Annotated in this window: 11 protein-coding genes; all 11 read left to right on the forward strand. The window is 52.4% G+C overall.

What is annotated here, in order from left to right:
* Position 1: 1 nt before the first annotated feature.
* The 11 genes from Q8902_07000 (at position 2) to Q8902_07050 (ending at position 14,459) form a co-directional block, all read left to right on the forward strand.
* Positions 2-1,498: an O-antigen ligase family protein gene (locus tag Q8902_07000; protein ID MDP4199301.1), complete on the forward strand. Its 1,497-nt coding sequence runs from the start codon at positions 2-4 to the stop codon at positions 1,496-1,498.
* Entirely contained in the window at positions 1,495-3,030 is a 1,536-nt protein-coding gene (locus tag Q8902_07005) for an oligosaccharide flippase family protein (GenBank protein MDP4199302.1), read from the forward strand. Before Q8902_07000 ends, Q8902_07005 begins: the two co-directional genes overlap by 4 nt.
* Positions 3,027-4,010 carry a glycosyltransferase gene (locus Q8902_07010; protein ID MDP4199303.1) on the forward strand — a complete coding sequence of 328 codons (984 nt, stop codon included), beginning with the start codon at positions 3,027-3,029 and terminating at the stop codon, positions 4,008-4,010. The genes Q8902_07005 and Q8902_07010 overlap by 4 nt, the downstream gene beginning before the upstream one ends.
* 61 nt (positions 4,011-4,071) lie before the next feature.
* Entirely contained in the window at positions 4,072-5,676 is a 1,605-nt protein-coding gene (locus Q8902_07015; GenBank protein ID MDP4199304.1) for a hypothetical protein, read from the forward strand.
* Entirely contained in the window at positions 5,673-6,887 is a 1,215-nt protein-coding gene (locus Q8902_07020) for a glycosyltransferase family 4 protein (protein MDP4199305.1), read from the forward strand. Before Q8902_07015 ends, Q8902_07020 begins: the two co-directional genes overlap by 4 nt.
* Before the next feature lie 24 nt (positions 6,888-6,911).
* Positions 6,912-8,099, forward strand: coding sequence for a glycosyltransferase (locus Q8902_07025; GenBank protein ID MDP4199306.1), 1,188 nt, complete (start codon positions 6,912-6,914; stop codon positions 8,097-8,099).
* Positions 8,096-9,565, forward strand: a complete 1,470-nt coding sequence (locus tag Q8902_07030) for a sugar transferase (protein ID MDP4199307.1) — start codon at positions 8,096-8,098, stop codon at positions 9,563-9,565. Before Q8902_07025 ends, Q8902_07030 begins: the two co-directional genes overlap by 4 nt.
* A complete protein-coding gene (locus tag Q8902_07035) occupies positions 9,562-10,512 on the forward strand; it encodes a glycosyltransferase family 2 protein (GenBank protein MDP4199308.1) in 951 nt (316 codons plus the stop codon). Before Q8902_07030 ends, Q8902_07035 begins: the two co-directional genes overlap by 4 nt.
* 19 nt (positions 10,513-10,531) lie before the next feature.
* Complete coding sequence (locus Q8902_07040; GenBank protein MDP4199309.1) at positions 10,532-11,677, forward strand: DegT/DnrJ/EryC1/StrS family aminotransferase; 1,146 nt, start codon at positions 10,532-10,534, stop codon at positions 11,675-11,677.
* 12 nt (positions 11,678-11,689) lie between these two features.
* Positions 11,690-12,433: a polyprenol monophosphomannose synthase gene (locus Q8902_07045; protein ID MDP4199310.1), complete on the forward strand. Its 744-nt coding sequence runs from the start codon at positions 11,690-11,692 to the stop codon at positions 12,431-12,433.
* Between the two features lie 4 nt (positions 12,434-12,437).
* Positions 12,438-14,459 (forward strand): glycosyltransferase, encoded by a 2,022-nt coding sequence (locus Q8902_07050; protein MDP4199311.1) that lies wholly within the window; start codon positions 12,438-12,440, stop codon positions 14,457-14,459.
* Positions 14,460-14,464: the final 5 nt, after the last annotated feature.

Raw genomic sequence — 14,464 nt, forward strand, 5'->3', positions numbered from 1 at the left:
AATGATGATGCTCGGCAGCCCGGGACCATATGCCGTGGTTGAAACGTCACCGTTGCGTTTGTCAACGGCGCAGATGCTTGCGGTAGCAAGTGCAGTCATCGCGTTGCTGGTTCTATCGGTTCTCGTCGCGGGGCCTTTCCTAAGCTATGCTGTTCTGGTGTTGATGATGGTTGGCTTTGCGATCATCCGCAACCCTGTGTTGTCAGTCCTTTCCTATGTGGTCATCAACACGGTGCTGACACTTCGCCCCAAAGAATATGGTGGAGGTGGTGCTGCTCCCAGCGTCTTGGATTTCATGCTAGGATTGTGCCTGGCTGGAGTAATGGCCTATTGGATCGTTCGAATCAGGATTGTTGAACAGCAGCCTTTGAGTCGATCGCGAGAGCAACTGTACATGATGCTGTTTGCGGTTTGGGGTCTTATTGGTACGGGCATTGGCTTTCTCACGGGTGGGAATAACTTGTTCAATTCAGCCATCCGCGAGTTGTTGAACTTTACTCCCTTGCTCATATTGCCCATTATCTATGAGCGGTATATCGAAACGGATTCTTCCGAGGAGCATGTCCTCATGTGGGCCGTGGTGGTCGCGGGATGCTTAATGCTTGTCTGGAACGCGCTCACGATGAGAAGCAACATACTGCGGGCGGCATATCTCTATCAGACTGGGCGTGCAACGACCGACCAAGAGCTTTCGGGATTTCTCACGCTGATTGCAGTCTCGTTCTTGATGTCGCTCCGTCGGAGCCGTTGGTTGATTCCGTTCGCGATCGTATTCCTTGCCGGTTGTTTCTCTATTGTCATTTCGATGTTCCGGGGATTATACATTGCCACTGCTATTAGCATGGTATGCATGCTCTTCTCGGGAGATCGCGCCGAACGCCGGAGGGGCATTTCGAGAATCGGGCTTGCTGTGGGATCGGGAGTCCTACTCCTAATCCCCATCATTGAGTCGTCGAGACTCTTTCGATTGTTATTGATGGGGTTTGCCAATCGGATGCTATCTACCCAGCATCTCGGGACGGATCTTTCGCTCTTCAACCGATATGTCGAATGGCGGTACGAATGGAATGTTATCCTTCATGCGCCTCTCTTCGGCTATGGATTTGGTTCTCTGTGGCGCGTGTGGGATGCTCTTCTCGGATTTCATACTTGGATCGGGTTCAGTCATAGCAGCTACCTCTTTCTCCTATTGAAATCGGGCCTGGTTGGATTCTGTCTTTTCTTTCTAGCCTATTTCGGCTTCATGCGCAACGGCTATCGCTTGCTTCGGTCACCGAGGCTATCAGAAACGTCGCGAGCGATCGTTCGGGCAGGCATCGCATTTCTTTTGTTCATTTTGATCGATGCATATACCTCACCTGTATTTGACAGCAAAACGGATCTGGTCTGGGTCGGTCTCATCTGGGGCTACTTCCTTGCGTTGGAAAAAAGTCTTGGGATGCGCGGTCATCTTATCGAACAGAAGCCCGCGCTCTTAACCGCGAAGCCTATTACATGAGTCAACCCAGCCTCACCGTAGAGCTGCCGGAACAGCCATTGGGTACGCGTATCCTGCGCGGGGCTCTGGCTGGATTTGCCATCAATTTGGCGGGCAATGGCTTTCTGTTTATCGGCCAGTTGTTGATTGCACGGCAACTCTCCCGGACTGAGTATGCAGAGTTCACCGTCTGCATCTCCCTGATGGCGATCCTTGCGATGTTTGCCGATCTTGGGATGAATCCTCTCATCACACGGATGCTGGCGCAAGCAGAGGAGGATGCTTCGCGAGGAATGGAAGACCGCCGGGGATCGCTGCTGGGGACGGCTGTCGCGCTTCGACTCGTCTTATCAATCTTCGTGGCGCTAATCATCATCACGATCGGACGACTGTTCTACCCAGTTTCGATGGTACAGAATTGCCTGATTCTATTGATAACCCTTCTCATCTCTTCGCGTGTCCTCGCCGTTCGACCCGCGGCTGAGTCCATGTTTAGAAGCCAGGGAAAGTACTATCTGGTTGCACTGTTTGCACTGTTCGACGCAGTTGCATTTGCGGTTTTGCTTTTTCTCGGCCGGTATTATACATTGCGCCTTCAGAGTGTACTCTGGGTTTATGCGTTGTGCAATGTGCCGGGGTTCATTCTGCTGGTGATTGCGCTTGTTCGATGGATACGTCGCGAGAATGTTTCGCTTCGGCTGGACCCGGTGCTTGCGAAAGGATTCTTGCTCGGCTCGATTCCGCTTTGCATCGGGACCATATTCCTCACCATTCACATCCAAATCGATAGCCTCCTTCTCGATAAGTTGAGCACGCCGTTTGAAGTCGCAAGTTACGGAGCCACGATGCGATTGAATGCCGCCGCTGCTCCGATTCCGCTCGTTCTCGCGGCGGTCATTGCCCCGGAGCTCACTCGGCTTTTGCGTCAGAACGATCAGACGCGATCGCTACAATTGACAGATATCTCGCTTCGGATTCTGCTCGTGCTTGGATTCTTCATTGCGCTTTTGATCACCACGTGTTCGGGTCTCATTGTACCATTGACGCTCGGGGAAAAATATGCTTCTGCCAGCCCGCTCCTGATCTGGACAGGTTGGATGCTGTTGCCGATCTTTATTGGCACCCTCCTTATGGAGGTGAGCGTGGCTGCGGGTCAATCTTGGTTCATGACTGCGAATGCCGGCGTTTGCATGGTCGCGGTGATTATCGGAGATCTATTCCTGCTACGAAAGTTCGGCGCAACGGGAGCGATGGTCTCCAAGCTCATTGCTGTCTCATTGGGGGCGGGACTCCTTGTTTGGTTATCCCGAAATTCGGGCCATCTTGATACCCGTCGGTTTACGTCTGCCTTTCTGCGAACGGGATTAGCCACCATAGCAAGCCTTGCCGCGTCCTGGCTCTTCATGGCTGGGAACTTCCATTTGGCGATCGTTGTGATCGTTCAAATGGGCATTTACTCTCTTGTGATCCACGCGACGAATGTGCTCACGGCACAGGAAGTTCTCTCCCTCTGGAGGAGAGTCACGAAACGACCAAGCGCAATCATCGGATGAAGTATAACTGGAATCCCTGGGAGGTGAAGAATTGGACCGCTGCTCGAGAAGAGTGGAGCAATCCTGATCTTCCAATGGTCACCCTTGGCGTATTGAACTATAATCGCTGTGCGGAACTGCGCCAAACGCTGGATGTTCTGACGCGCGCAGTCAAATATCCTCACTACGAGGTTATTGTTATTGACAACGGATCGACCGATGGCAGTAACGAGATGATTCGGAATGAGTATCCGTCCGTCATTCTCCATGAAGTCGGCAAGAATCTTGGGGTGTCGGCGCGGAACATCGAGTTTGATCTTGCACGAGGAAAGTACCTCTTCATGTTCGATGATGATACCTGCCCTGGAATGCCGGCCACGGTTTTGCGCATCGTCCAGCACATGGAGTCGAATCCAGACATTGCTGTGCTTAGCACCTCCTATTATCAGCCCGTTACTGGGATTATGGAGACAACTCGGTGGGAGAATTACCGATTTGGTGGCGATGAAAGGTCAGGATTCCAAACCCTTTTCCTCGTTGAAGGAGGGTCGTGTGTTCGCGTCGCGGCGCTCAAGGGTGCCGCTGGTTTCGATCCCGAATGGAGTGGCGCCGAAGGTATTGAGCTTGCGTTGCAGATTTACCAGCAGGATCTCGGGGTCTTCTTTTGTCCCTGGTTTTTGACCCTCCATTTTGTCTCACCATCTCCCAGGTTAGCGGGACGGTCTTATCGCGCGCATCGTGCGTATGTGAATTCTCGTCAGTTCGTTTGGATGATAGCTAAGCATTGGCCAATTACGGCAGCGCTTCCGCTTCTCACATGTCTCATCCTTCGACGTATCCTTGCGATGGTGATGCATCGCCATACCGCAACGGAGAATATTCGCGGAATCTTCGATGGATTCAGAGCGATCACCCGGTTCGCCCGGTATGGCCCGAAGCTCAGTTGGAAACAGGTGTTTGCGATTCGTCGTTTCTATCTTGGGATGTTGCGATGGGCCTAACGTGCATTTGTAGGAGTGCACGGTGGCGGAACATAATATTTAGGGAGAGGATTAGTGTATCGTGAGGAGAGCATTGTGGCGATATGCCGCCGTTGTATTGTTTATCTTAGCGGCACTTGTAACGAGGCCATACTACTACGCGGACTCTTTGGAGTACGCACAGTGTATTATTGCGCAGGAGGACGGTCAATCCCCGCCTATGTTCTTTGAATCGTCACACTTGCTTTGGAGGCCGTTGGGATGGGTGGTTCATTCGGCTCTTTTGCCGGTCCTAAGAAATCAGTTCGGTCTTGAGAGGTTTGCACAGGTCAATCTTTCGCTCATTCTCATTTCGCTGATTCTGAGCTTGACCGGTATCATTTATCTTTACCGTTTGCTTCGGCTTCTTCCCATATCTGAAGTTTCGGTACAGGTGACGACTTTGATCTATGCCGTATCACAATGCGTGATGAATTATGGTATGACGGGTACAAGCTACATGTCAGGGATCAGCATACTCATCGCAGGTCTGTACTATGTCTTCGACTCTGCACGTCGACTGTCGGTGGGATTAAGCCTCTGGGCTGCCGGAGTCTTGCTTGCGATTGCCCCGCTCCTTTGGATGCCGTACATCCTTGCACTGCCAGCCGCGATACTTGTCTACCCAACGGTTAATGGCTGGAATCGAAAAAACCTTGTAGAATCGCTGAGGCTCACGATGGTCGTGGCGCTCGTCGCGTTGGCAATCTTGGTGCCGTTCGTTGTGCATCTGCATCTGACCCCGGCCGGTTTCGTCCAGTGGGCACTGGATCCGGGGGACAAACACTATATGGCCGGCCCCCTGAGAACGGTATTCGGTCTACCCAAGACGCTCTTCTATCTGGGCAACGATGGCCTATACGTCAAACGCTTCCTCTATCACGATCCATATCATCCAGTCTCCGCTCTGATGCTCTTCGGTTTAGGCCTCTGGAAGATGGGCCTTTTCTACTCCCTACTGCTTGTCATCTTTGTGGTGATTTTGCGGGATCTGACCGCGCGTAAGTACCTGGTGTTTCTCCTAGTGGGCATTATTCCTAATTTGATATTATCGTTTCGCTGGGATGGAGCGGCATTAGAACGGCACCTGCCTCTCATGCCCTTCCTGTTCATCGCCCTTGCCTTAGGGTTCGCGTATGGATCAACCACATTTGTGCGCCCGCTTATTGGAGCCGTAGGACTCGTTGTCCTAGTCCTGAATGTAAGCGCAATGTGGCCTTCCGTTTCTGCCGAGGCAGAGGCGCGGGGTACGGCTCATATCAGAGAGATCTGGCCACGACTTAACGACCACTCGATCGTTACCGTGCTGAATATCCAGGACGAGCTCGTTGTGTTCCAGAGGATTCATCCACTGAACCCTTACAATCAATCCCATCGACTTTGTCCATACCCTGTGTTGGGAAGCGTGGATGACAGCTCGCGATATTGGAGGGAGCGATTTGAACACGCTAAGAGAGAGGCCTGGATGGAGCATGGTGGGGTCTGGGTGAAGAAGTCCTTGTTGGCTTCTGCACCAGACGTTGATGACTACTGGATTGAAAACGAGAGACCGGGAATTTCCTGGAAGAACATCTCTAACTACTTCCGCCAGCAGTACTACTCGGATTCAACGGATACCTTTCTTCTTCTCCAACCCGACCAGCCGTGACCATCCTCCAACTTGCCCCACGCATGCCGTATCCGTTAACGGATGGGGGAGCGATTGGTATCTGTTCGATTACCAAATGGCTCAAGCGTCTGGGGCATGAGGTAACGCTCATCACGTTTCCGCTCGATTCCAAGCAGGCAACAGATGAAGCAATCAACGATCTCGGCCAGTATGCGGATGTGCGGTTAATTAAGAAGCCGCTCCATCCACGCTGGTGCGTACTGTTGCGAACGCTGGTTCGTGGAGCGTATCCCATCGAACGCAGGCAGATTCCGGAGATGTACCGGCTCATCGAGAGCACCATTGGGCAAAAATCATTTGATATCGTTCATGTCGATCACTCGCACATGGGACCATACGGATTGTGGATCAAGGATCGCTACGGTTTGCCAATCGTGCTTCGAGAGCATAATTTCGAAGCCTTGATCTATGAGCGGTATGCGGAGCGGGAGACGAATCCAGTCAAGAGCTACCTCGCACGTTTGCATGGTGGCCGGTTGAAGCGGGAGGAGGCGCGGTTTCTTACGAACTTTGATGCAGTAGCTGCGATCAGCCAGGAAGATGTTGCTGCGATGAAGCAAGTTGCTCCGGAAGGAAAATATAGGGTTATTCCGGCGGGGGTGGATATTGAGTATTTCAAGCCGAGGAATTCTGAAGAGGATCCCAATTCCATTCTCTCGCTTGGAACGCTGGAATGGGACCCAAACTTCGATGCGACCCGATATTTTCTGGATGCCATCTTCCCGATTATTCTCCAGCGCCGTCCGGCGACGGTTCTCCATATTGTTGGGTTCTCCGGAGAGCGTATTCTGCCGTTTTTGCAACGCTTTGGCCAATCTGTTCAGGTGCATGGACGAGTGCCGGATGTGCGCGACTATTTAGCCCGAGCCGCCGTTCTGGTGGTGCCGCTCAGAATTGGTGGTGGTATGAGGCTGAAGCTGCTCGAGGCCTTTGCGGCAGGAAAGGCGATTGTTTCTACTTCCATCGGCGCCGAAGGAAACGAAGGCAAGGACGGGATTCACCTCTGGATTCGCGACGGTGCCGAATCATTCGCCGATGCGGTCGTAAGACTGCTTTCTGACTCGGCAGCGCGGCAATCGCTTGGCATAAACGCACATGAACTTGCTGTGACGCGCTACGGATGGGATCATGTTGTTAGCGAGTTCGTAAAGCTTTATGAAGAAGTTCTCCGAAACCGCGCGACTGAATGATCCTGGGAGCGTTCAAAGAATTCGATGATCTACGTTGCACTCTTTTGCATTGCACTGTTGCTCTACTCGTATGTAGGGTTTCCGGTGCTTATCCGCATTTTGGCAAAGGTCGCTCCTCGCAAGTCGGGGATTGATGAATCTTATCAGCCTGCGGTATCGATCATTTTACCGGCATTCAATGAGGAGCTTATTCTTGCAGACTGTCTTACGTCCCTCGTCAATCTAAAGTATCCTGCTGAGAAGATCGAGATCCTTTGCGGCTCGGACGGATCGACGGATCGAACAAATTCCATATTACTGGAATTTGCGGCGCGACATCAACAGATTAAGCCAGTTCTTTTCCCTGGCCAACGAGGCAAAATGCTGACTTTAAATGATCTCGTTGCGAAAGCCAAGAATGAGATCTTGCTATTCGTCGATGCTGATATTACGCTGCATCCGAACACGCTCTTGTGCCATGTTCGGCATTATGCCGATCCCGAGACGGGTGCTGTTGCCGGTCACCTCGCGATGGATAGCGAGCAAGCGACCAGCATCTATAAGTCGGAGAATAGTTATTGGCATATCGAGAGTGATCTCAGAAAACATGAAGCTGCGATCTGGTCGACGCTCGCCGTTTATGGTGGGAATTATTCGATCCGCCGTGAACTCTGGCAATCCTTGCCGGATGGGAGAGTTTCGGACGATTTCTTTGTCGGACTACAAGTCGCATTATCTGGAAAGCGGATTCTCTTTGATGAAGGAGCTATATCTATCGAGCAGTATGGTCGTACCTACCCGGATGAATTCCAGAGGAAGCGAAGGACGACGGCACGGACAATTCATACGCTTTCATATTTTCGGTCTTCGCTCATTCGTGGTCGTGTTGCCTGGCTCTTGTGGCCTCACAAAGTATTGCGATGGTTTGCTATGTATATCGTCCTCGCATTGGTGGCGAGCACCTTCCTCTCATTGTACAGCCCTCTCGCAGTAGTGCTGCTGTTGATTGAGCTTGCGCTCGGCTTGCTGGTGGTGATCGGTTGGGTTTCGAAGGGCTTAAAATCTCCGATTCCAGTCGCCAGCCAGATCTACTGGCTTTTCTCGATGAATATTGCGCTCGCATTAGGCGTCATTGATTTTCTATTCTCGAGCCCTGGACCGTTGTGGGCGCAGACCACTCGAATTGCCAACGATCTTACGCCATCACTCAGCCGGGAGGTTTCCGCTCCGTGACCCCGCGCAAGGAACTCGTGCTGCTCATCATCGGCGATTTTATCGCCCTGAATGCCGCGTGGGCAATATTCTTTTGGCTCCGAGTGGATTCTGGCTGGTTCGTTTTTCGGCATGCGGCACCAACGGATGTTTCGCCTTCGCTTCTGCCGATCACGTCGCTCGAGATTTATCTGTTCTGGATGGCCATGTTCCTCATCTTCGGACTCTATCGGCCCTGGTACGTGCGGCCACCGTTCGATGAAATTGTGACGCTGCTAAAGACACTCGGGGTTGGGACCATCATACTTTCGTTAATCATATGGTGGGATTCATCAGACACGTCGGGTCTCGCCTCGAACGATCCACGTGTGTTGGGCTTGACCTACTGGTGTATCACTGCCTCACTTTGCGTGTCTATCCGATTGTTGATTCGCCACGGACAACGACGTCTTTTGGAATCCGGAGTAGGCCGGCGACCATCCATTATCGTTGGTGAACCGGAGATGGTCAGGCAGTTGGCTGGACAGATTGCACATTACCCACGGCTCGGTTACGAGATCATTGGTTTTGTCAATTCGTCTTCCGAAGCGGGAGCCAAGATCCCGGCGTTGACCATTCAACAGCGCAATGGCAAGCCCATGCCGACGAAGGAAGTCCCACTGCTTGGCACGACCGAGGAATTGGAGTCCGTAATCGAAGCTTGTCATCCGAAAGAAATATTGATCGCGCTCGGCACAAACGAGCATGACAAATTGATCGACCTCATTTCGCGTGCCTCACACTCGAATGTCGGACTCAAGATCGTGCCCGATCTCTATGACATTGTTTCAGGACAGGCGCGTACCCGCGAGATCTACGGCTTCCCGCTTATTGACATCAACCCGGTACTGCTAAGTCCGTGGGAGGAATCGGCGAAGCGAATGTTGGATGTGAGCGTGAGTGCTCTGATTCTTGCGGTGGGCACACCAGTTTGGCTTCTAATCGCCGCATCGATCCGGCTGAGTTCGTCCGGACCCATTATTTATACGCAGGAGCGGCTCGGAAAGGATGGCAGGAGATTCCACATCTTCAAATTTCGGTCGATGTACCTTGACGCCGAAAGCGGCGGGCCGCAATGGGCATCGAAGAACGATCCACGTGTAACACCGCTTGGTCGATTCTTGCGCAAATCTCACCTGGATGAAGTGCCGCAACTCTGGAACGTGCTGAAGGGAGATATGTCTCTTGTTGGTCCGCGGCCAGAGCGCGAGTTTTTTGTCAAGCAGTTACTGCGGGAGGTACCATATTACGAGCGGCGGCAGAAAGTCCGCCCCGGAGTGACCGGACTTTATCAAACCGCGGTTCATAAATATGATGAGAACATTGAGGACGTTAAGCAGAAGGTCAAGTACGATCTAATGTACATCGAGTCGATGTCGTTTCGTCTCGATGTGAAGATCCTCCTTCGGACGGTTTACATGATGATGCGTGGAAAGGGACAGGCATGATCACAGCCTCGAACCCCCGTATTGGAATTATCCTCATTAATCTGAATGCTTATGAGGATACAGCATTGTGCCTTCAGTCACTCGAATCACTCACGTACTCGAATACGGAGCTCATTTTGGTCGATAATGGCTCTCGCGACGGTTCCGGCGCGAAACTTCGAGCAGAATTTCCGAGTGTCACGCACATTCGCTCCGAGACCAATCTTGGATTCACCGGCGGGAATAACCTTGGCATTACGCATGCCCTCGATACCGGCTGTGAGCATGTGCTGCTATTGAACAACGATACGATCGTGACACCTGGCTTTCTCGAACCATTGCTCGCACGACTTGAGTCAGAACCACGGATCGCAGCGGTGAGTGGCAAAATCTACTATACGAAAGCCGCACAGAACGGACGTTCCGATATTCTGTGGTATGCTGGCTCATTCCGCAAATGGTGGATGGGTTTTAGCCATTTTGGGATTGACGAGGCCGACCGAGGACTCTATGACAAACCGATGGAGGTACCATATGCGTCCGGCTGTGAAATGCTGCTTCGTGGTACCGCGGTCCGGAGAGTTGGCCTTCTTTCAGATGATTATTTTGCCTACTGGGAGGAATCGGATTGGTGCGAGCGGGCCCGGAAGGCGGGATTTATAGCTTTTTATGAGCCGGCAAGCACGATTTACCACAACTATCGGAGTGGCGATCCGGGCAACGAATCACCGATTCATAATTATCTCCATTGCCGAAACGGATTTATCTTCGCCAGTGTCCATGAGCATGGCTTTGGACGACTCAAATTTTGGTTACTCTTCCCGCTCGAATTAATCTATCGTAGCTTATGGGACATTCGGCGGAAAAATATCCGTGCCGGATGGGCAACCCTTTGGGGCGTTTATGATTTCTTACGAGGCTACCGTGGCGAGCAGCGGCTTCGGGAGCGGGGTCTTATTCAATCTTAATTTCGAAAGAGGCAATAGCTTGGAAGCAGAAGTTCTTACCAGACCGATCCAAATGGTCGATGTTTTGGGTCAGTACCATCGTTATCAGGACGAGATCGACCGTGCGATTCTCGAAGTCGTGCGGAGCGGCAAATACATCAATGGGCCATACGTCGCGCGATTCGAGCGTGCCATGGAGAGCTATCTTGGTGTGAAGCATGCGATTGCCTGTGCCTCGGGTACCGACGCATTGCAGCTAACCCTGATGGCCATCGATCTCAAACCGGGCGACGAGGTTATCACAACACCCTTTACTTTTGCCGCGACAGCAGAAACGATCGTGCTGCTTGGAGGCGTCCCTATCTATATTGACATCGATCCTGTGACATTTAATATCGATGTCGAAACGATCGAGTCAAGGATCACTTCGCGGACCCGCGCGATCGTTCCAGTTCATCTCTTTGGGCAACCGGCGAATATGACGCGAATCCAGGAAATTGCGCGCAAGCATCGTCTGGTCGTAATCGAGGACGCTGCACAGGCCGTTGGAGCCTTGTGGGAAGGCAAGAAGGTGTGTGGGATTGGCGACATGGCCGCGATCTCGTTCTATCCGTCTAAGAATCTTGGAGCCTTCGGCGACGCCGGCATGGTCACAACGAATGATGACAAATACGCCCACGCCGTTCGCACGATTGCGAATCATGGATCCGAACGAGCGTATTATCATGATCGTCTCGGCGTAAATTCCCGCCTTGATGCCATCCAGGCTGCTATCCTAAATGTAAAGCTGCAATATTTAGATGAGTGGAATTGTACTCGTGCAGAAGCCGCTGCAAGCTACAGCAGTCTGTTCGCGGGATATTCAGAATTCTTGACCATACCGGAGGTTGACTCCCGTGCCACGCCAATATGGCATCAGTATTCGATCATACTCAAGGGCGCACGCGAACATGTGACGGAGTATTTGAAGCGCGCGCATGTGCCGTTCAATGTTTATTATCCCGTGCCGCTTCACCTGCAGAAGGCATACGGTGAGGGCAAGCTTGGTGATTTTCCTCACACAGAATATGCCGCCTCGCATATTCTTTCGCTCCCAATGCATTCCGAGCTGACGAGCGAGGACGTCGAGTATATCGCAGGAGAAGTCATCGCGGGCCTCATGATCGCCAACGATCAACAAGCATAACACCACACAACTATGTCGCGCGCGCTTCTTATCATCCCCACATACAACGAGCACGAGAATATCGCGCGACTTGTCAAGGAGGTCTTCGCCCAGCAGCCGAACTGCCCGGACGTAGAGCTTAATATCCTTGTCGTCGATGATAATTCTCCAGACGGCACTTCACTGGTCGTCAAAGAACTTCAGGCAGCAGAAGATCCCGCAAACCGGCATGTCCATTTGCTCTCGCGGCCCGGCAAGATGGGCTTGGGCACCGCATACGTCGACGGCTTTCGATTCGGGCTGGCCGAGGGTTACGATTATATTTTCGAGATGGACGCTGATTTTTCGCACGATCCGCGCGAGATCCCTAATTTCCTTCGGGAGATCAAGAATTATGATCTCGTGATTGGCTCGCGATATATACCCGGCGCACGAGTGGACAATTGGCCACGACGAAGACTATTGCTTTCCTATAATGCGAACGTCTATGCGCGCGTAATCACGGGAATTCCGGTCAAAGACGCGACTGGAGGGTTCAAGTGTTTTCGCCGAAAGGTCCTGGAGGCCATCGATCTTGGCGATATCCGGTCGAACGGGTACGCATTTCAGATTGAGATGAACTTCCGGGCGTGGCGGAAAGGGTTTCGGATCAAGGAAATTCCAATCACATTTGTCGATCGCAATGCTGGGTCGAGCAAGATGAGCCGTGCGATTGTCCGCGAGGCGGTCGGGATGGTCTGGAAGTTGAAAGCACGTGCCATCGCAGGCGAATTATAACACTGTGGATCTTTCCATCATCATCGTCAGCTACAACGTCAAGGAGTTTCTCCGTGGCGCGATTGTGAGCGTCCAGCGCGCGCTAGCGGCCGGCGAAGTATCGGGAGAGATCATCATTGTTGATAATGCCTCTACGGACCGTAGCGTGGAAATGGTCCGGCAGGATTTTCCAGATGTTCGCCTCTTCGCGCTCGAAGAGAACCTCGGCTTCGGCCGCGCGAACAATCTGGCAATGCGGAATGCTCGCGGCGAACAATTTCTTCTCCTGAATCCAGATACCGTCGTTGGGGAAGACACGCTTCGTGTCATGCTCGAGTTTATGCGTGCACATCCGGATGCAGGACTTGCAGGATGCAAATTGCTCAATAGCGACGGGTCTTTCCAAATCAGTTGCCGCCGTGGCTTCCCAACTCCCTGGGCGAGTTTTGCGAAGCTATTTGGCCTCTCGCGGCTGATGCCAAACTCCAAATTGGTCGCCAGGTATAATCTTACATATCTTCCAATCGATCAGACCTATGAGGTGGATGCGCTCAGCGGTGCTTTCATCGTGATGACGCGAGCAGCCTTCGAAGCAACCAGGGGTTTCGACGAAGACTACTTCATGTATGGCGAAGACCTTGACCTGTGCTATCGTGCCAAGCAGGCCGGGTTCAATGTCTATTATGTACATAATACTGCCACGGTCCACTTCCAAGGCGAGTCTTCCAGACGAAGCTCGATGAATGAGGTCGCTGTCTTTTATGAGGCGATGCATATCTTCGTCAAGAAGAACTATCCGAAGTCCATACTCTTTCAGGCATTGTTGCGAATGGGCATTGCCGTTCGAACGAGCCTTGCATTTGTTCAGAAGTTTCGAGGGGCTGTACTGTTTGTCGCACTCGATTTCATTGCAGTCGCACTTGGCGTAGTCATCGCTTGCCAGCTCTTGCTTGGTGATTGGCTTGCGTTGCCGGCACGTGATTATCCCTATGCATTACTGTTGCCGCCATTGATTGCGGTGATCTTGATTGCAGCGCTTCGCGGATACAATCATGCAGAACGCCGGAGCTCCCGTCAGGTTGTGCTTGCCATGCCGGCGATGCTTATCAGCTTTTCCTCACTCACTTATTTTTTTAAGGAGTATCCCGCAAGCCGGGCCATCGTACTTGCGGTGACGGTCACAGCGAGTCTTCTCTTGCTCACCAGCCGTTTGGCGATGCGACTCATCGATCGAATTCGCTGGGGTGGCGCGCAGTCTGCCAGCCCGATGATGCGACGTACGATCATCATCGGCACGAATGAGGAAGCTCGGCGCATTGCTGGCTTGCTCAAGCGGACGGAATTCCTTCGTCGATATGATGTGATCGGATTCATCGATCGCTCGCTTGAATCGCTTGGTGATGAGCTGTTGCCAGGAATTGCGATCCGCGGCGATGTCAACATGCTCCCCCGATTGGTGCGCGACGAGCGAATTCAAGAGGTGATTTTCGCGAGCGACACGCTATCCCATACCGCTATGCTCGAAACGATGCAACGGGTGGCGAGTGAAGCGCCTGCGACGCGAGTAAATTTCAATCTCGTGCCATCCGCTACCGATGTACTGATCGGGCGTCAGAAAATTGAATTACTATCCAAGGATCCAAATAGCGGACTGGCACTGATGCCGGTCGAACTCAATCTTCATCGGATTTCCCACCGTTTGGCCAAACGGCTGCTCGATCTGACCGTCAGCGGACTTGCATTACCTGTGGCAGCGATTCGACTTCTCATCGTGCCCCGCCACCAAAGTGATTTGGCGACCTGGCGCGAGATTTTTGCTGGTCGGTTGACACTGGTCAGCTTTGCATCGGGTGAGGCTCGCGCCGCATATTATAGCAAGCCAGGTCTGACAAGCCTTGCGGCTGTCGCTGCGCCTCGGGATGCGCGCGCAGAGGACATCCATCAATTCGATCAGTATTATGCGCGCAATCACACACTCGGAATGGATTGCGAAATTCTGCTAAAAGCCCTCTTGCTGCGGCGCGACCGGGCCTCTCACCCACAATAACCTAC

Source organism: Bacteroidota bacterium, from assembly GCA_030706745.1.
In the GTDB taxonomy this organism is placed as follows: Bacteria; Bacteroidota; Ignavibacteria; order Palsa-1295; family Palsa-1295; genus PALSA-1295.

Excerpts from the sequence above, each read along its gene's own strand:
- Q8902_07000 (MDP4199301.1), top strand. The coding sequence starts at position 2 with ATGATGATGCTCGGCAGCCCGGGACCATATGCCGTGGTTGAAACGTCA.
- Q8902_07005 (MDP4199302.1), top strand. The coding sequence starts at position 1,495 with ATGAGTCAACCCAGCCTCACCGTAGAGCTGCCGGAACAGCCATTGGGT.
- Q8902_07010 (MDP4199303.1), top strand. The coding sequence starts at position 3,027 with ATGAAGTATAACTGGAATCCCTGGGAGGTGAAGAATTGGACCGCTGCT.
- Q8902_07025 (MDP4199306.1), top strand. The coding sequence starts at position 6,912 with ATGATCTACGTTGCACTCTTTTGCATTGCACTGTTGCTCTACTCGTAT.
- Q8902_07035 (MDP4199308.1), top strand. The coding sequence starts at position 9,562 with ATGATCACAGCCTCGAACCCCCGTATTGGAATTATCCTCATTAATCTG.
- Q8902_07045 (MDP4199310.1), top strand. The coding sequence starts at position 11,690 with ATGTCGCGCGCGCTTCTTATCATCCCCACATACAACGAGCACGAGAAT.